The 17867-nt window shown below is 73.4% G+C and carries 15 protein-coding genes; 7 read left to right on the forward strand and 8 right to left on the reverse strand.

Annotated features, from left to right (window positions below; all coding sequences use genetic code 11):
• Positions 1 to 95: 95 nt before the first annotated feature.
• Complete coding sequence (locus tag ACI79Q_RS11520; RefSeq protein ID WP_456590554.1) at positions 96 to 419, reverse strand: hypothetical protein; 324 nt, start codon at positions 417 to 419, stop codon at positions 96 to 98.
• Positions 416 to 1303 carry a mycothiol conjugate amidase Mca gene (gene mca / locus ACI79Q_RS11525; RefSeq protein WP_456590553.1) on the reverse strand — a complete coding sequence of 296 codons (888 nt, stop codon included), beginning with the start codon at positions 1301 to 1303 and terminating at the stop codon, positions 416 to 418. Before mca ends, ACI79Q_RS11520 begins: the two co-directional genes overlap by 4 nt.
• Before the next feature lie 249 nt (positions 1304 to 1552).
• Here mca and greA point away from each other — a divergent pair, with 249 nt between their 5' ends.
• On the forward strand, positions 1553 to 2056 hold the full coding sequence (greA, locus tag ACI79Q_RS11530; protein ID WP_456590552.1) for a transcription elongation factor GreA: 504 nt from the start codon (positions 1553 to 1555) through the stop codon (positions 2054 to 2056).
• A 19-nt stretch (positions 2057 to 2075) separates the two neighbouring features.
• A complete protein-coding gene (locus ACI79Q_RS11535) occupies positions 2076 to 2408 on the forward strand; it encodes an RNHCP domain-containing protein (protein ID WP_456600154.1) in 333 nt (110 codons plus the stop codon).
• 143 nt (positions 2409 to 2551) lie between these two features.
• Here the strand turns inward: ACI79Q_RS11535 and ACI79Q_RS11540 are convergent, their stop codons facing one another.
• From ACI79Q_RS11540 to ilvA, 4 genes are all read right to left on the reverse strand, one after another.
• Positions 2552 to 4609 (reverse strand): M3 family metallopeptidase, encoded by a 2058-nt coding sequence (locus tag ACI79Q_RS11540; RefSeq protein ID WP_456614722.1) that lies wholly within the window; start codon positions 4607 to 4609, stop codon positions 2552 to 2554.
• Positions 4610 to 4823: 214 nt separating this feature from the next.
• Entirely contained in the window at positions 4824 to 5630 is an 807-nt protein-coding gene (locus ACI79Q_RS11545; protein ID WP_456590549.1) for an ABC transporter permease, read from the reverse strand.
• On the reverse strand, positions 5627 to 6625 hold the full coding sequence (locus tag ACI79Q_RS11550; protein ID WP_456600156.1) for an ATP-binding cassette domain-containing protein: 999 nt from the start codon (positions 6623 to 6625) through the stop codon (positions 5627 to 5629). Before ACI79Q_RS11550 ends, ACI79Q_RS11545 begins: the two co-directional genes overlap by 4 nt.
• A 145-nt stretch (positions 6626 to 6770) precedes the next feature.
• Positions 6771 to 7997, reverse strand: a complete 1227-nt coding sequence (ilvA, locus tag ACI79Q_RS11555) for a threonine ammonia-lyase (protein ID WP_456590547.1) — start codon at positions 7995 to 7997, stop codon at positions 6771 to 6773.
• A gap of 70 nt (positions 7998 to 8067) precedes the next feature.
• On the opposite strand from ilvA, the gene ACI79Q_RS11560 reads away from it, so the two are divergent.
• Both ACI79Q_RS11560 and ACI79Q_RS11565 read left to right on the forward strand, forming a co-directional pair.
• Positions 8068 to 9546 (forward strand): sigma 54-interacting transcriptional regulator, encoded by a 1479-nt coding sequence (locus ACI79Q_RS11560; protein WP_456612936.1) that lies wholly within the window; start codon positions 8068 to 8070, stop codon positions 9544 to 9546.
• A gap of 1 nt (position 9547) precedes the next feature.
• A complete protein-coding gene (locus ACI79Q_RS11565; RefSeq protein ID WP_456614723.1) occupies positions 9548 to 11533 on the forward strand; it encodes a VWA domain-containing protein in 1986 nt (661 codons plus the stop codon).
• Positions 11534 to 11624: 91 nt separating this feature from the next.
• Here the strand turns inward: ACI79Q_RS11565 and ACI79Q_RS11570 are convergent, their stop codons facing one another.
• The gene (locus ACI79Q_RS11570) at positions 11625 to 12950 is read right to left on the reverse strand and encodes a DUF2252 domain-containing protein (RefSeq protein ID WP_456612935.1); all 1326 of its coding nucleotides are present in this window, start codon (positions 12948 to 12950) and stop codon (positions 11625 to 11627) included.
• A 95-nt stretch (positions 12951 to 13045) separates the two neighbouring features.
• On the opposite strand from ACI79Q_RS11570, the gene ACI79Q_RS11575 reads away from it, so the two are divergent.
• Together ACI79Q_RS11575 and ACI79Q_RS11580 are read left to right on the forward strand one after the other, a co-directional pair.
• Complete coding sequence (locus ACI79Q_RS11575; protein ID WP_456600160.1) at positions 13046 to 14077, forward strand: SGNH/GDSL hydrolase family protein; 1032 nt, start codon at positions 13046 to 13048, stop codon at positions 14075 to 14077.
• Positions 14078 to 14198: 121 nt separating this feature from the next.
• Positions 14199 to 15419 carry an acetyl-CoA C-acetyltransferase gene (locus tag ACI79Q_RS11580; protein WP_456600161.1) on the forward strand — a complete coding sequence of 407 codons (1221 nt, stop codon included), beginning with the start codon at positions 14199 to 14201 and terminating at the stop codon, positions 15417 to 15419.
• Between the two features lie 71 nt (positions 15420 to 15490).
• Here ACI79Q_RS11580 and ACI79Q_RS11585 read toward each other — a convergent pair whose 3' ends face one another.
• Complete coding sequence (locus ACI79Q_RS11585; protein WP_456598061.1) at positions 15491 to 16339, reverse strand: Bax inhibitor-1/YccA family membrane protein; 849 nt, start codon at positions 16337 to 16339, stop codon at positions 15491 to 15493.
• A 269-nt stretch (positions 16340 to 16608) separates the two neighbouring features.
• Here ACI79Q_RS11585 and ACI79Q_RS11590 point away from each other — a divergent pair, with 269 nt between their 5' ends.
• Positions 16609 to 17865, forward strand: coding sequence for a MalY/PatB family protein (locus ACI79Q_RS11590; RefSeq protein WP_456612932.1), 1257 nt, complete (start codon positions 16609 to 16611; stop codon positions 17863 to 17865).
• Positions 17866 to 17867 lie beyond the last annotated feature (2 nt).

A 17867-nucleotide genomic window follows, 5' to 3' on the forward strand; every position in this document is an offset into this window, starting at 1 on the left:
AGCTGCCGGAGCGGCCGCCCTCCAGGAGCATGCGCCGAACGAGCGACGCGTGGGAGGAAGTGCGGTCTGCGCCGGAGGCGCCCTCGCCGGTGGGGTCAGCGCCGGTCGTCGCCCTCGCGCCGGGGGGCCTCGATGGCCAGCGGCGCGCGCCGCAGCGTGTCGAGCAGTTCCTGGCCGGGCTCGCGCTCCTCGACCAGCCCGGCCGGGGAGTCGGGGACGACGACCGGCGGCTCGCGGTCGGCCGGGTCGAAGCTGCGCGGCAGCCGGTTGAGGTGGCCGCTCATCGACTTGACCAGCAGGGCCGCGGCGATCAGGAGCACCACGATCAGGAACAGGCCGAGCGGGCCGGCCTTGCCGACGTCCTCGGGGGCCTGCTGCTGGGCGGCGGCCAGCAGGCTCAGGGTCGTGGTTCCGGTCATCGGGCGGTCACCTCGCTGCGGATGCCGGCGAACAGGTCGTCCTCCGGCGTGGGGGTGTCGACCAGCGAGCGGGCCAGCTCGTAGTCCTCGGTGGGCCACACCTGCTGCTGGGTCTCCACCGGGCACGCGAACCAGCGGCCCAGCGGATCGATCTGGGTGGCATGCGCGATCAGCGCGGCGTCGCGCACCGGGAAGTACTCGGCGCACGGCACCCGGGTGGTGACGCGGTGGGAGATGTCGTGCGCCGGATCCCACTTCTCCAGCCACTCGGCGTAGGGCGACTCCGCACCGGTCGCGAGGATCGCCTCGTGCAGCGCCTTCGTGCGCGGCAGCGTGAAGCTCATGTGGTAGTAGAGCTTGCTCACCTGCCACGGCTCACCCAGGTCGGGGTACCGGTCGGGGTCGCCGGCCGCCTCGAAGGCGTGCACCGAGATCTCGTGCGTCTTGATGTGGTCGGGGTGCGGGTAGCCGCCACGCTCGTCGTAGGTGGTCATCACCTGCGGCTTGAACCGCCTGATGAGCTCGACGAGGGGCGCCGCGGCCTCTTCCACCGGCACCAGCGCGAAGCACCCCTCGGGCAACGGCGGCAGCGGGTCGCCCTCGGGCAGCCCCGAGTCGACGAAACCGAGGAACTCCTGCTCGATCCCGAGGATCTCGCGCGCCCGCGCCATCTCCTCCACCCGGATCTGCGGGAGCCGCTCCCACACCTCGGGACGGTCCATCGCCGGGTTGAGCACCGAGCCGCGTTCACCGCCGGTGGCGGTGGCCACCATCACGCGAACGCCCTCGGCGACGTACTTCGCCATCGTGGCGGCGCCCTTGCTCGACTCGTCGTCCGGATGGGCGTGCACCGCGAGCAGGCGCAACTGGTCGGGTTGGGTCACGGGCACAGTGTCCCTCGCCGGGCGACGGGAGTGGCGGACACTCACCCGGGTGTGGCCGACGACTCGCAGGTCAGCCACCCGTCCGGGCGGAACGTGTCGTCAGTCACGCAACGATGCGCTACGGTTCCGCATCCGTCCGGGACCCGGCGCAGCGGTGCATCTGCCCGCGCCGCGGTGTTAGCTTGGCCGGATCGACCACGGTCGTCCCACACCAGGACGACGCACCCGATTTCCCAGGAGTTCTCCCCCGTGTCCACCCCCACTGACGAGCAGGACCAGGGCATCTGGCTCACCCAGGAGGCCCACGACCGGCTGAAGGCCGAGCTCGACCAGCTGGTGGCGAACCGCCCGGCCATGGCCGCCGAGATCAACGCCCGCCGCGAGGAGGGCGACCTCAAGGAGAACGGCGGCTACCACGCTGCCAAGGAGGAGCAGGGCAAGCAGGAGGGCCGGATCCGCCAGCTCACCGACCTGCTCCGCAAGGCGCGGGTCGGTGACGCCCCGAAGACCGCCACGAACGCCGCCCTCGGCACGGTGATCACGATCAAGTTCGCCGGGGACGACGAGACCGAGAAGTTCCTGCTCGGCTCGCGCGAGATCGCCGGCACCACCGACCTCACCGTCTACTCCCCGGAGTCGGCGCTCGGCTCGGCGATCATGGGCGCGGAGCCCGGCACCTCGGTGACCTACCAGACGCCGAACGGCAAGGACATCACCGTCGAGGTCGTCGCGGTCGAGCCGTTCGTCCCCTGACGGGGTGGGCGAGGAAGACGTGGTAGCGCCTCGCGCTCGCTCCCGGCGGGCGGAGAACACCGGTTTCCCGTGCGTGCACTGCACGACGCCGGTGCCGGCCAACACCGACGGGCACTACCGCAACCACTGCCCGTACTGCCTGTGGTCGCTGCACGTCGACGACCTGCCGGGTGACCGGGCGAGCGAGTGCCGGCAGCCGATGGAGCCGATCGGGCTGGTGGAGAAGTCGGGCAAGGGCTGGCAGGTGGTCCACCGCTGCACGGCGTGCGGCCACCGCCAGCCCAACCGGCTGGTACGCGACGGGGACGCCCCGGACGACCTGGACCTGGTCCTCTCGCTGCCCTGGCTCTGAGCGACGGCCCCCACCGCGCCGGCGCCCCGGGCCCTGCGCCACCCGCGGGACGCCCCCCGCCCGTGCGCCGCTGTCGGAGTCGAACCCACGCCCCGGGGGTCCTGCACGACCCCCGGAGCCGAGGGAACACCCCCCCAGTGCGCTCAGGCGACCGGGGCCAGCCCGCGCCTGCGCAGCAGCGGTGCGGGGTCGGCCTCCCGGCCGCGGACCGCGCGGAAGGCAGCCAGCGGGTCCACCGAACCGCCCACCGCGAGCAGCCGTTCCCGGAAGAGGTCCCCGTTCTCCCGGCGCAGGCCGCCGTTCTCCTTGAACCACTCCACGGTGTCGGCGTCGAGCACCTCCGACCAGATGTAGGAGTAGTAACCGGCCGAGTAGCCGCCGGCGAAGACGTGCTGGAAGTACGTCGTCCGGTAGCGCGGCAGCACCAGCTCCGAGGCCACGCCCGCAGCCGCGAGGGCCGCCCGCTCGAACTCCACCGGGTCCCCGATCTCGCTGTCGGGCGTGAGGCGGTGCCAGGCCTGGTCCAGCAAGGTGGCGGCCAGGTACTCCAGCGTGCCGAAGCCCTCACCCCACAGCTGCGCGGCGTCGATCGCCTCCACCGCCGATGCCGGCAGCGGCTCATCGGTCTCCACGTGCCGGGCGTAGTGCGCCAGGACCTCGGGCCAGAGCGCCCACATCTCGTTGACCTGGCTGGGGAACTCCACGAAGTCCCGCGGCACGGCGGTGCCCGCGAACCGCGGGTAGGTCACCGAGGAGCTCAGCCCGTGCAGCGCGTGGCCGAACTCGTGGAAGAGCGTGTTCACCTCGTCCAGGGTCAGCAGCGTCGGCCGGCCGTCCGGGGCGCGGGTGACGTTGAGGTTGTTGACGACGACCGGGCGGGTCCCCAGCAGCCCGGACTGGCGGACGAACGAGCTCATCCACGCCCCGCCGCGCTTGCCCTCCCGGGCGAAGAAGTCGCCCAGGTACAGCCCGACCTCCGTCCCGTCGGCGTCGGTGACCTCCCAGACCCGGACGTCGGGGTGGTAGCCGACGAGGTCGGGCCGGGAGGTGAACCGGAAGCCGTAGAGCAGCTCGGCGGCCCGGAAGACGCCGTCGACCAGCACCCGGTCGAGCTCGAACCACGGCCGCAACGCCGTGGTGTCGACCGCGTAGCGCTCGGCCCGCACCCGCTCGCTGTAGTAAGCCCAGTCCCAGGCCGCGAGCTCGACACCGTCGCGGGTGGCCAGCTCGCGCAGCACCTCGGCCTCGGCCTCGGCGTTCGCCACCGACGCCGGCACCATCGAGCGCAGCATCGCGTCGACCGCGGCGGTGGTCCGCGCGGTCGAGTCGGCGAGCACCAGGTCGGCGTGGGTCTCGAAGCCCAGCAGCCGCGCCCGCTCGGCCCGCAGCCGGGCGATGCGCTCGGCGACCGGTCGGTTGTCGTGCTCCCCCGCCGACGCCCGGCTCACCGACGCCTCGAACACCCGGCGTCGCAGCCCTCGGTCGCGGAGCTTGGCCAGCACCGGCTGACCGGTGGGCAGCACCAGGGTGAGCAGGTAGCCGTCGAGCCCGCGGTCGGTGGCCGCGCGCGCCGCGGCCGCCACCTCCTCCTCGCTCAGCCCGTCGAGCTCCCGGGCATCCTCGACCCGCACCGCCGCTGCCTCCGTGGCCAGCTGCAGGTTCTGCCCGAACGTCGTCGAGAGCTCTGAGAGCTCCTGGTTCAGCTCGCCGAGCCGGGCCCGGCCGCCGTCGTCGAGCCGGGCGCCGGCGAGCACGAAGTCGAGGTGGTACCGCTCCACCAGCCGCACCGACTCGGCGTCCAGGCCGGCGGTGTCCCGGGCGGCGTGCACGGCGTCGATGCGGGCGAACAGCGCCGGGTCCAGCCGCAGGGCGTCGTCGTGGGCCGCGGCGAGCGGGGCGATCTCGCGCTCGATCTCCCGCAGCCGCGGCGTCGCCACCGAGGAGGAGAGGTTGCCGAACACCGACCAGGCCCGGTCGAGCAGCGCGCCGGACCGCTCCAGCGCCACGACCGTGTTCTCGAACGTCGGCTGCTCGTCCGACCCGACGATGGCCGCCACCTCCCGGCGCTGCTCGACCATCCCGGCGAGCAGCGCCTCCCGGCAGTGCTCGAGGGTGATGTCGGCGAACGGTGGCAGCCGGAACGGCAGCTCGGACGGGGCGGCGAGGGGGTTGTCGGCGGCGAGTGCCTCGGGAGTGCTCATCACCGCCATTACATCGCGATCCTCCGGATCGCACCGCCAGCACATCGCGATCCTCCGGATCGCACCGCCAGCACATCGCGATCCTCCGGATCGCACCGCGGCCAGTTGCCGTCCCCGACCTGCGCTGAGCCGATTCGTCGCGCCTGCGCGGGGCCCTCCGGGCCCCACTCGGCGCGACCGGACAGGTGCAGATCGGGGGCAGCAGGCCTCTGTCTCAGCGGCCGGCGGCGTGCCGGTAGGTGCGCACCGACAGCGGCACGAAGATCGCCAGGATGAGCACCACCCAGATCAGCGTGTAGAGCACCGGGTTCTGCAGCGACCAGGCGTCCGGCGTCGGCGCCAGTGGCGAGGTGTTGCCGAAGAGGTTCCGGGCAGACTGGACCACCGCCGACACCGGGTTCCACTCGGCGAAGGTGCGCAGCACCGACGGGAAGGACTCCAGCGGGACGAACGTGTTGGCCACGAACGTCAGCGGGAAGATGACGATGAAGCTGGCGTTGTTGACCACCTCCGGGGTCCGCACGAGCAACCCGACCATCGCCATGAGCCAGGAGACGGCGTAGGCGAACAGCAGCAGGACCAGGAACCCCGCGATCGCCTCCCCGACCGAGGAGTGGATCCGCCAGCCGACCACCAGGCCGGTCAGCGCCATCACCGTGATCGAGATGATGTTCAGCCCGGCGTCGGCGACAGTGCGGCCGATCAGGACCGCCGAGCGGGACATCGGCAGCGAGCGGAACCGGTCGATCAGGCCCTTCTGCAGGTCCTCGGCCAGGCTGGCTCCGGTGGTGGTGCTCCCGAGCACGATGGTCTGGGCGAAGATGCCGGGCAGCAGGAACTCGCCGTAGCTGGTCCCCGGGGGCAGCTGGATGGCTCCGCCGAACACGTACCGGAACAGCAGCACGAACATGATCGGCGACAGCGTCGCGAAGACGATCAGGTCGGGCACGCGCTTGACCTTGATCAGGTTCCGCTTGGTGATGACGACGCTGTCGGACAGCGTCGCGGCCATGCTGCTCATCGGGCACCTCCGGTGACGACCGGCTCGGCCGTCGTCCCGTCGTCGGTGGCGACCTCCTCGGCCGCGCGGCCGGTCAGCGCCAGGAAGACGTCGTCCAGGTCGGGCCGGCGCAGCCCCACGTCGAAGATCTCCGGCATCCGGCCGTCGAGCCGGCGCAGCGCCTCGGCGAGCACCTCCGCGCCGCCGCTCACCGGCAACGACAGCCGACGGGCCGGCACGTCGACCACCGGGTCCTCCACGGCGAGCGGGCGCAGCCGCGCCACGACGTCGGGCAGCACGGCGGCGTCGGTGACCGTCAGCTCCAGCCGCTGCCCGCCCACCTGGGCCTTGAGCTCGTCGGCGGTGCCGCGGGCGATGACCCGGCCGCGGTCGATGACGACCATCCGGTCGGCCAGCCGGTCGGCCTCCTCCAGGTACTGGGTGGTGAGCAGGATCGTCGTCCCACCGCCGGCGAGGTCGGCGATGAACTCCCACATGGCCAGCCGGCTGCGCGGGTCCAGCCCGGTCGTCGGCTCGTCGAGGAAGAGCACGCGCGGGCGGGCGATCAGCGAGGCCGCGATGTCCAGCCGCCGGCGCATGCCACCCGAGTAGGTCTTCGCGGGCCGACCGGCCGCGGCGGAGAGGTCGAAGCGCTCCAGGAGCTCACCGGCCCGCTTCCGCGACTCGGCCTTGCCGAGCCGGTACAGCCGCCCCACCATCTCCAGGTTCTCGAACCCGGTGAGGTACTCGTCGACGGCGGCGTACTGGCCGGTGAGCCCGATCGCCGCGCGCACCCGGTCGGCGTCCCGGGCCACGTCGAGCCCGACCACCTCCGCCCGGCCCTCGTCCGCGGTCAGCAGCGTGGTGAGGACGCGCACCACCGTCGTCTTGCCCGCACCGTTCGGGCCGAGCAGCCCGAGCACCGAGCCCTCGGCCACCGTCAGGTCCACTCCGTCGAGCGCGGTGGTCGCACCGAAGCGCTTGACCAACCCCTCGACGACGATCGCGTCGGTCATGGCGCGGACGCTAGGTCCGCCCACCGACAGTTCCCCACCGCTTTTCTCCGTCGCGTACATCCGCCGGCTCCTCCGTCGCGCCCCGCAGGTGCGGGACGGCAACCAGGACCGCCGGGGACCGGGGAACTCATCGGTCCGGCCGCGGCTATTCCGGCGTGACGGCGTACCCGGCCGCGCGCAGCGCCCCGATGACCTCCCCGGCGTGCGCGGGCCCGCGGGTCTCGACGACGACGAAGACCTCCACCTCGCCGATGCCCAGGCGCGTCGAGGTCCGCTCGTGCTCGACCTCCAGCACGTTGGCGCCCACCGCGGCGAGCTCGGCGAGGACGGCGGCCAGCGACCCCGGCCGGTCGGGGACGCGCAGCCGCAGCGAGAGGTAGCGTCCGGCCGCGGCCATGCCGTGCTGCACGACCTTCAGCAGCAGCACGGGGTCGATGTTGCCGCCGGAGACGACGGCGACCAGCGGGGGCTCGAACGCCCGCGGATCGGCGAGGACGGCGGCGACCGCGGCCACCCCCGCGGGCTCGACGACCAGCTTCGCCCGCTCCAGGCAGAACAGCAGCGCCCGCGAGAGGTCCTCCTCGCTGACCGTGCGCACCTCGTCGACCAGTCCCCGCACGTGGGCGAAGGTCAGGTCGGTGGGACACGGGACCGCGATCCCGTCGGCCATGGTGGACATCGACTCCAGCGCGACCGGCCGCCCGACGGCCAGGGAGCCCGGGAAGGCGGCGGCCTCCTCGGCCTGCACGGCCACCACCCGGACGTCGGGACGGCGTTCCTTCACCGCAGCCGCGATACCAGAGACCAGCCCGCCGCCACCGGCGCAGACCAGTACCGTCGCCAGCTCCGGGCACTGCTCGAGCACCTCCAGCCCGACGGTGCCCTGGCCCGCGATCACGTCCGGGTGGTCGAAGGGGTGGATGAACACCGCGCCGGTGCGCTCGGCGTGCTCCGCCGCGGCCAGCAGCGGCTCGGCCAGCGACTGGCCGAACATCTCGACGCGCGCGCCGTACGCCTCGGTGGCCGCCACCTTGGGCAGCGGTGCGCTCCCGGGCATGTAGACCGTCGCCTCGGCGCCGAGCAGCCGGGCGGCGAGGGCAACCCCCTGGGCGTGGTTGCCGGCGCTGGCGGCGACCACGCCGCGGGCCCGCTCCTCGTCGGTCAGCCGCGCGATCCGGGTGTAGGCGCCGCGGAGCTTGAACGAGCCGGTGCGCTGGAGGTTCTCGCACTTGAGCCAGACCGGGCCCCCGACGCGGTCGGCCAGCCCCCGGGAGTGCTCCAGCGGGGTGCGTCGGACGACGCCGGCGAGGAGCTCCGCCGCCGCCGCGACGTCGGCACCGCTGACCAGGGGAGGACCGCCGGAACCTGCCATGCGTCGATCCTGGCAGGGGCCGTCGTCCGCGACCGACCAGGACGCGCGCGGCCGTCGTACCGTGGCGGGGGTGACGGACACCCCGGGTGCCACCACCGCACCGGCCACCCCCTCCCCCGCACCCACGACGCTCGGCGAACTACGCGCGACCGGCGCCACCTCCCGCCCGGTCAAGGCCGAGATCCGCGCCAACCTGCTCGCCCGCCTGGCTGCCGGCGAGCCCACCCTGCCCGGCATGGTCGGTTTCGAGGAGACCGTCCTGCCCGAGGTCGAGCGGGCCCTGATCGCCGGCCACGACCTGGTCCTGCTCGGCGAGCGCGGCCAGGGCAAGACCCGCCTGATCCGCACGCTCGTCGGCCTGCTCGACGAGTGGACCCCGGTGCTGGTCGGCAGCGAGCTGAACGAGCACCCGCTGCGCCCCATCAGCGTCTGGGCGCACCGGCAGATCGCCGAGCACGGTGACGCCACCCCCGTCGGCTGGCTGCACCGCAGCGAGCGCTTCGGCGAGAAGCTGGCCACGCCGGACACCAGCGTCGGCGACCTGATCGGCGACGTCGACCCGATCAAGGTGGCCGAGGGGCGCACGCTGGGCGACCCGGAGACCGTGCACTACGGGTTGGTCCCCCGCACCAACCGGGGCATCTTCAGCGTCAACGAGCTGCCCGACCTGGCCGAGCGCATCCAGGTCGCGCTGCTCAACGTGTTGGAGGAGCGCGACATCCAGATCCGCGGCTACCGGGTGCGGCTGCCGCTGGACCTGCTGCTGGTCGCGAGCGCGAACCCGGAGGACTACACGAACCGCGGGCGGATCATCACCCCGCTCAAGGACCGGTTCGGCGCCGAGGTGCGCACCCACTACCCCATCGAGCTCGCCGACGAGATCCGCCTGCTGGAGCAGGAGGCGCAGACCGGCGGGCTCGGGGCACCGAGCGGGCAGGACACCCTCGACGCGCCCGTCGTGCCGGCGCACCTGGTCGAGATCGTCGCCCGGTTCACCCGGCTCGTCCGCGAGTCCAGCCACGTCGACCAGCGCTCCGGGGTCAGCGCCCGGTTCGCCATCGCCGGGCTGGAGACCGTCGCCGCCTCCGCCGTCCGCCGGGCCGCGGTCGCCGGCGAGACCCGGCCGGTCGCGCGGGTGGTCGACCTGCCCAGCATCGTCCCGGCCAGCCGCGGCAAGGTCGAGTTCGCCGACGCCGGTGCCGACCCCGACGACGACCGCGAGCTGGAGATCCTGGAGCACCTGCTGCGCCAGGCCACGGCGCAGACGTTCCGCGCGCGGTGCGCGGGCCTGGACCTCACCGGCCTGCAGGAGCACTTCACCGGCGGGGAGACCGTCGAGTCCGGCGACCTCGTCCCGGCCCCGGCCCTGCTGGGCCAGCTGGGCACCGTCCCGAAGCTCGCCGAGCTGCTCGGCCGGCTCGGGGTGCCCGAGGGCGACCAGTCCGCCGAGCAGGCCGCGGCCGCCGTGGAGTTCGCCCTGGAGGGCCTGCACCTCACCCGGCGGCTGGCGAAGGACACCGACGGCGGCCGCACGGTCTACGGAGCCTGAGGTGACCACGCGCCGCCCGCGCGGCTACCGGTACGGCGCCTGGCGGGGCGGTCCCGACCCGCTGGCCCCGCCGTACGACCTCGGCGACGCCGTGGACGAGATCGGCGACTCGGTGCTCGACGGCAGCGGCGTCCGGGAGGCGTTGCGCGAGCTGCTGCGCCGCGGCACGCAGGGCCGGCGCGGCCTGGACGAACTGCGCCGGCAGGTGCGCGACCGACTGCGCTCGGCACGCACCGCCGGGCGGATGGACGGCACCCTGCAGGAGGTGCGCGAGCTGCTCGACCGCGCCGTGCAGGCCGAGCGTCGGGAGCTGTTCCCCGATCCGGACGACGCCGCACGGCTCGCCGAGGCCGAGCTGGACGCGCTGCCCGAGGACACCGCGGGCGCCGTCCGCGCGCTCAAGGACTGGTCGTGGCGCTCGGCGGAGGGCCGGGAGGCCTACGAGCAGATCCAGGACCTGCTGCGCCGGGAGGTGCTCGACAGCTCCTTCGCGTCGATGAAGCAGGCCCTGGAGAACGCCTCCGAGGGCGACATGCAGGCGGTCAAGGACATGGTCGCCGACCTCTCCCGGCTGGTCGACGCGCACAACCGCGGCGAGGACACCGACCAGCAGTTCGCCGACTTCATGGACCGGCACGGCCAGTTCTTCCCGGACGACCCGGAATCCGTCGAGGAGCTGATCAACTCGCTGGCCCGCCGGGCGGCGGCGCAGCAGCGGATGATGGCCGGCCTCTCCCCCGAGCAGCGGGCCGAGCTGGCCGAGCTGATGGCCCAGACGATGGAGGACATGGGGCTGGCCAGCGAGATGGCCCACCTCTCCGACGCGCTCCGCCAGGCCCGCCCCGACCTGCCCTGGGGGCAGCGCGGCCAGGTGCCCGACGGCGAGCAGGCGCTGGGCATGGGCGACGCCACCACCGCCGTCGCCGAGCTCGCCGACCTGGAGGCGCTGTCCAACCAGCTGTCGCAGGGCTACGCCGGGGCGTCCCTCGCCGACGTCGACGAGGAGCTGCTCGAGCGCGCGCTGGGCCGCTCGGCCGCCGACGACCTCGCCACGCTCCGGCAGCTGGAACGCGAGCTCGAGCGGCAGGGCTACCTCAACCGCAGCGAGGGGCGGCTGGAGCTCTCGCCCAAGGCGGTCCGCCGACTCGGAGCCACCGCGCTGCGCCGGGTGTTCGCGCAGCTGGACGCCACCGGTCGCGGCGAGCACGACGTCGCCGACGCCGGCGCGGCCGGGGAGCTGACCGGTGGCTCACGGGAGTGGCGGTTCGGCGACGAGCAGCCGCTGGACGTCGTCCGCACCGTCCGCAACGCGGTGCTGCGGACGGCGGGCGAGCCGCGCCGGGAGGGGCAGCGGCGGGTCCGCATCGCCGTCGAGGACTTCGAGGTGGTGGAGACCGAGCGGCGCACCGGCGCCGCCGTCGCCCTGCTGGTCGACCTCTCCTACTCGATGGCGCTGCGCGGCACGTGGGGCGCGGCGAAGTCGACGGCGATGGCGCTGCACTCGCTGGTGACGACGCGGTTCCCGCAGGACGCCATCGAGATCATCGGCTTCTCCTCCACGGCCCAGGTGCTGCGCCCGGAGACGCTCGCCGAGCTGAGCGTGGACACCCTGCAGGGCACCAACCTGCAGCACGGCCTGATGCTGGCCCGCCGGTTCCTCGCCCGGCACCGCGACGCCGAGCCGGTGGTGCTGGTGGTCACCGACGGGGAGCCGACCGCCCACCTGGAGGACGACGGGACCCCGTACTTCTGCTGGCCGCCGATGCCCGAGACGATCGCCCGCACGGTGGCCGAGGTGGAGCGGGTCGCCCGCTCCGGCGCCACGGTGAACGTCTTCGCCCTCGACCCCGATCCCGGGCTGGTCCACTTCGTGCACGACCTCACCCAGCGGGCCGGCGGGCGGGTGTTCACTCCCGACAGCGAGCGGCTCGGCGAGTACGTCGTCGCCGACTACCTGCGCACCCGCCGCGGCCGCCGCGTGCGCTAGCTCATGGCGACGTGCTGGAACGGCCCCGTCCAGGGCACCGCCCTGAGCTCGCGAACGGCGGGGAGGACGGGGTCCTTCTGGGGGTCCTCTTTCAGCGGCTGGAGCTGATCCCCGGGATCCGCCCCGCCCGGAAGGCGTTGACGAAGAGCCGGTGGTCCTCCTGCGTGCGGTGCGCGTAGTCGTGCGCGAAGGCGACCAGGTCGGCGACGAACTCCTCCCGCCGGTCGCCGAGCATCGCGGTGATCGCCTCCTCGGTCTGGAACGGCACGAGGGTGTGGTCGCTGTCGGCGTCGCCCACGCAGTGCAGCTTCGCCGTCGCCCGCCCGAGCTGCTCCAGGACCGGGCGGATGTCGGCGGGCTCGGTGAGGTCCTCCCACTCGAGGTCGAGCTCGTAGGGCGACAGCTCCGCGACGACGAAGCCCGTGCCGCGGATGTCGGTGTAGCCCAGGAACTGGGAGGCGTGCGACTGCAGCGCGCGCCGGCTCAGCGCCGTCCGGTGGCCCTCGTGCTCGAAGTACCCGCGGATGCGCGGGTCGTCGACGACCCGGCCGGGGGCGGGCACGTTGCCCTGCTTGACCGAGAGCACGACGTCGTTCTCCAGCGCCTGGTCGTAGCCCTCCAGCAGCACGTTGTAGGCCGGCAGCCCCGCGCTGCCGATGCCGAAGCCACCGGTGCCGATGAGGTCCTTGACGTCGTAGGCGACCTCGCGCCGCCAGGGCCGGGGCGGCAGCGTCGCCTTGTACCGCTCCAGCGCCGCGAGCACCTCCTGGTGCTCGGCGTCGTCCAGCCGGCGGTTGCGCGCGGAGTCCGCGAAGCGGCGCGCGTCGCCCTCGACCACGGTCATCCGCTGCAGCAGCCCCAGGCGGGTGCGGGTGGCCGTGCGGCGGATCAGCTCGTGCACGGCGCCGTGGGTGTTGCCGGCCACCAGGGCGAACTCGCGGTCGGCGTCCGACCGGGTGAAGGCCGCCACCTGGTCGAGCCACGCGCGCAGGTAGACGGCGAGCAGTTCACTGATCACCTCGTCGGAGAACGCCTTGCGCCACGCCATGAGCGCGAAGCTGGCGACGAAGCGGCGCAGGTCCCAGCTGACGTGCCCGAGGTACGCCTCGTCGAAGTCGTTGACGTCGAAGACGATCCGGCCGTTGGCGTCCATGTACGTGCCGAAGTTCTCCGCGTGCAGGTCACCGTGGATCCACACCCGGGACGTCCGCTCGTCGCACCAGCGATCCTCGGACGTCGCCATGTCCGCGTAGAACAGTGGGGCGCTGCCCCGGTAGAAGGCGAACGGATCGGCTGCCATCTTGCGGAACTTGGTGCGGAAGGCGTCCGCATCGGCGTCCATGAGGTCACCGAACGCCTCGACCAGGACGCGAACGATCTGCCGCGTCCGCTCGTCGGTCGGGGTGGAGGAGCTCATACCAGGGAGGGATGGGGGCACAGGTTGCACCGTAGGGGGCCGATAACGTCGGTGGTGCCCCGATGACGTCGGCACCGACCAGGGAGGGAGGGATCATGACGCGTACCGCGACGGCCCGACGACTGGCCACCGGTGCCGCCTACGGCGGCGGTGGGGTCGGGCTGGCCGGAGCTGCCCTGGTCGCCCTCCTCCGCGAGGAGGCGCGGGCGGCCCGCCGCAGGGTCGAGGCCCGCACGTACAAGGAGGACCCCCCGTCGGGCGACGGCATCTACGGGCGGGGCGGCGGCGAGCCGATCGTGCTCGCGGTGCTGGGCGACTCCAGCGCCGTCGGGCTGGGCGTGCACCGCGCCGCCGAGACCCCCGGCGTGCTCGTCGCCGCGGGGCTGGCCGAGCTCGCCGAGCGCCCCGTGCAGCTGGTGCGGCTGGCCAAGTCCGGCGCCCGCGCCGCCGACCTCGAGGTGCAGGTCGACCGCGCGCTGGCCGAGCGCCCCGCGGTCGCGGTCATCATGATCGGCGCCAACGACGTCACCGCCCGCACCCCCACGTCGGTCTCGGTCGGCCACCTCACCGACGCCGTCCGGCGGCTCACCGCTGCCGGCTGCGAGGTCGTCGTCGGCACCTGCCCCGACCTGGGGACCATCCGGCCGATCGCGCAGCCGCTGCGCACGCTGGCCCGACGCTGGAGCCGGCAGATGGCCGCGGCGCAGACCATCGCCGTCGTCGAGGCCGGGGGCCGCACCGTCTCCCTCGGCTCGCTGCTGGGCCCGGCCTTCGCCTCGGACTCCAGCATGTTCAGCGTCGACGAGTTCCACCCGAGCGCGGCCGGCTACGCGGCGGCGGCGGCGGTGCTGCTGCCCTCGGTCGCCGACGCTCTCGGCGTGTGGCCGGCGCGCGCCGACCGCGGCCTGCGCTCGCTGCGCCGCCAGACGGTCAAGCCGGTCGCCCGCGCCGCGGCCCGGGCGGTCAACCGTCCCGGTACCGAGGTCCAGGCCGCCGAGGTGGCCGGCTCGGAGACCGGTCCCCGCGGCCCGTGGGCGCTGCTGCGCCGCCGCCGGCCGACGGGGGTGCCGACCCCGGAGCAGGCCGAGCACGCCGAGAACGACCCGCTCGCCGGGCGGACGAGGTGACCCCGGCCACACCGGCGTCCTCCTGACCTGGGGCCCCTCCCCAGGCGGCCGGGCCGGGGTAGTTTCCGAGGTGACCGACGTCCGGCGCGCCGCGTCCGGACCCCCTCATCGTGGAGGAACCATGCCCGAAGCAGTCATCGTCTCGACCGCGCGTTCCCCCATCGGCCGCGCGTTCAAGGGGTCGCTCAAGGACATGCGGCCCGACGACCTCGCCGCCGCGGTCATCCGGGCCGCGCTCGACAAGGTGCCCGCCCTCGACCCGCGCGACATCGACGACCTCATGCTGGGCTGCGGCCTCCCCGGTGGGGAGCAGGGCTACAACATGGGCCGCGTCGTCAGCGTGCTGCTGGGCATGGACCACCTGCCCGGCACGACGATCACCCGCTACTGCTCGTCGTCCCTGCAGACGACCCGCATGGCCATGCACGCCATCAAGGCCGGTGAGGGCGACGTCTTCATCTCCGCCGGCGTGGAGACCGTCTCGCGGTTCGTGAAGGGCAACAGCGACTCGCTGCCCGACACGCAGAACCCGGTGTTCGCCGACGCCCAGGCCCGGGTGGCCAAGGTCGCCGAGAGCGGCGCCGACTCCTGGACCGACCCGCGGGAGAACGGCGACGTCCCCGACGTCTACATCGCCATGGGGCAGACGGCGGAGAACCTGGCGCTGCTCAAGGGCGTCACCCGCCAGGAGATGGACGAGTTCGCCGTCCGCAGCCAGAACCTCGCCGAGGAGTCGATCAACAACGGCTTCTGGGAGCGGGAGATCACCCCGATCACCCTCCCCGACGGCACCGTCGTCTCGAAGGACGACGGCCCGCGCCCCGGCACCACCCTGGAGGGCATCTCCGGCCTCAAGCCGGTCTTCCGCCCCGACGGCCGGGTGACCGCCGGCAACGCCTGCCCGCTCAACGACGGCGCGTCGGCCGTGGTGGTCATGAGCGACACCAAGGCCCGTGAGCTCGGCCTGACCCCGCTCGCCCGCGTGGTCTCCACCGCGGTCACCGGGCTCTCGCCGGAGATCATGGGCTACGGGCCGGTCGACGCCTCGAAGCTCGCGCTCCAGCGGGCCGGCATGACGATCGACGACATCGACCTGGTCGAGATCAACGAGGCGTTCGCCGCGCAGGTCATCCCCAGCTACCGCGACCTGAACATCCCGATCGAGAAGCTGAACGTGCACGGTGGCGCCATCGCCGTCGGCCACCCCTTCGGCAGCACCGGCGCCCGCATCACCGGCACGCTGATCAACGGTCTCCAGACCAAGGACAAGACGTTCGGCCTGGAGACCATGTGCGTCGGTGGCGGCATGGGCATGGCGATGGTGCTGGAGCGCCTCTCCTGAGGTAGCCCCCGGACATGACAGTGGCCCGGCCCCCTCGCGGGGACCGGGCCACTGTCATGTGGTGCGGAGGCTCACTCGTCCTGGAAGTAGGAGAGCAGCCGCAGGATCTCCAGGTACAGCCAGATGACCGTGACGAGCAGGCCGAAGGCGATGTACCAGGCGAACTTGGCCGGGGCGCCGCGGCGGATCGCCTCGTCGGCCATGTCGAAGTCGAGCAGCAGCGTGAACGCCGCGACGCCGATCACGACGAGGCTGAAGACGATGGCCAGCGGGCCGCCGTCACGCAGCCCCAGCCCACCAGGGACGAAGAAGCTGGCGACCAGGTTGACCACGACGAGCACCAGCACGCCGATGAGCGCACCGACGATCCAGCGGGTCAGCTTGGGGGTGACCCGGATGGCGCCGGTCTTGTAGATGACCAGCATGCCGGCGAAGACGCCGAAGGTGCCGATCAGCGCCTGCATGACGATGCCCGAGCCGAACTGGAGGCTGAACACCTCGCTGATCGCACCCAGCGCGACGCCGTACAGCGCGCCGTAGGAGAGCGTCGCGACCGGGCTGGCGATCTGCTTGAAGGCGATCACCAGGCCGAGCACCAGGGCGACGAGCACCGCAGGGAGGGCGAGCCCCATGGCGGCGGTGCCGGGCATCGCCCAGGTGAGCGCCGCGGCGGCGACGGTCACCAGGAACGAAAGACCCGTCTTGGTGACGACGTCGTCCATCGTCATGTAGCGGGTGTCCTCGGTCGTCCCGTACGGGGACGGCGCGGCGTACTGGTCCTGCTGCGGCGCCGGGGCGCCGTACTGCGGGGCCCCGTACTGGGGGGCGCCGTACTGGGGCTGGTTGCCCCAACCGGCGTACTGCTGGCCGGGGCCCGCGTTGCCGAACCCACGGCTGAACGCCGGGTTCCTACTGGCCATCGTCATCTCCTCGAGGTGACTCGTCGGTCGTGGAGACTGATCACGCACTCCACTCGGTCAGGTCAACGCCCGACACGCCCACAGCGTTCCACAGCTGCCGCAGATCCGGATCACCCTCGCGGGTGCGGGTCGGAAACCGGCCGCAGCCCCTCCCTCGTCCGGCACGCCACCAGCGGCGCGGCGCTCACCGGGCGGGCTCGGCGCGGGGTGCCCGATGCTGTCCTCGCCACCCACCCGCCCTGGCGACCGCACCCGATCGGAGCACATCCATGACCGCCCTGCCTTCCGGTCCTTCGCCGGCCGCCCCGGGCCCGGAGGCCGGGGCGCGGCCGGCCAACCCGTTCCTGCAGGTTCCCCTGGACGACCTACGCCGGCGGACGAGCGTCAAGTGGCGCACCCACCCGGCGGATGTGCTGCCGCTGTGGGTCGCCGAGATGGACGTCGCCCTCGCACCCCCCGTCCGCGAGGCGCTGCACCGCGCGGTCGACGCGGGCGACACCGGCTACCCCGCGGGACACGAGTACCCGGAGGCGGTGGCCGCCTTCGCGGCCGACCGGTGGGGCTGGACCGGCATCGATCCGGCCCGCACGGCGGTCGTGCCGGACGTGATGACGGGCATCGTGGAGGTGCTCCGCCTCGTCACCGGTCCCGGCGACGTCGTGGTGGTGACCCCGCCGGTGTACGCGCCCTTCTACGCGTTCGTCGAGCACGCCGGGCGCTCCGTCGTGGAAGCGCCGTTGGACGCACGCGGTCGCCTGGACCCGGAGACGCTGGACGCCGCCTTCGCCGCAGCCGGCGCCCGCAGCGCCCACCCGGCGTTCCTGCTGTGCAACCCGCACAACCCCACCGGCGCCGTGCACACCCGCGCCGAGCTCGAGTCCGTCGCCGCACTCGCCCGGCGGCACGGCGTGCGCGTCGTCTCCGACGAGATCCACGCACCGCTGGTCCTCCCCGGCGCCCGCTTCGTGCCCTACCTCAGCGTCGCCGACGACGGCTTCGCGCTGGTGTCGGCGTCGAAAGCGTGGAACCTCGCAGGTCTCAAGGCGGCCGTGGTCGTCGCCGGGCCGGAGGCGGCCGCGGACCTGGCCCGTCTCCCCGAGGAGGTCGGCCACGGGGCCAGCCACCTCGGCGTCATCGCGCACACCGTGGCCTTCCGCGAGGCCGGCGGCTGGCTGGATGCGGTGCTCGCGGCCCTCGACGAGAACCGGCGGCTGCTGCAGCAGCTGGTGGCCGAGCACCTGCCGACGACGACGCTGCGCGCACCGGAGGGCACCTACCTGGCCTGGCTGGACTGCCGTCCGCTGGACCTCCCGCCCGAGGCCCCCAGCGGCGGCCGCGCCGTGGTGAGCGACCTCGACGGGCCGGCACGGTTCTTCCTGGACCACGCACGGGTGGCCCTGAGCTCCGGCCACGTCTTCGGCACCGGGGGCGCCGGGCACGTGCGCATCAACATCGCCACCTCGCCCGCCGTGCTGAGCGAGGCGCTGGCCCGCATGGGCCGGGCGATCGCGGCCCGGACCTCGTAGGC

It is taken from the genome of Blastococcus sp. SYSU DS0828 (assembly GCF_054050975.1).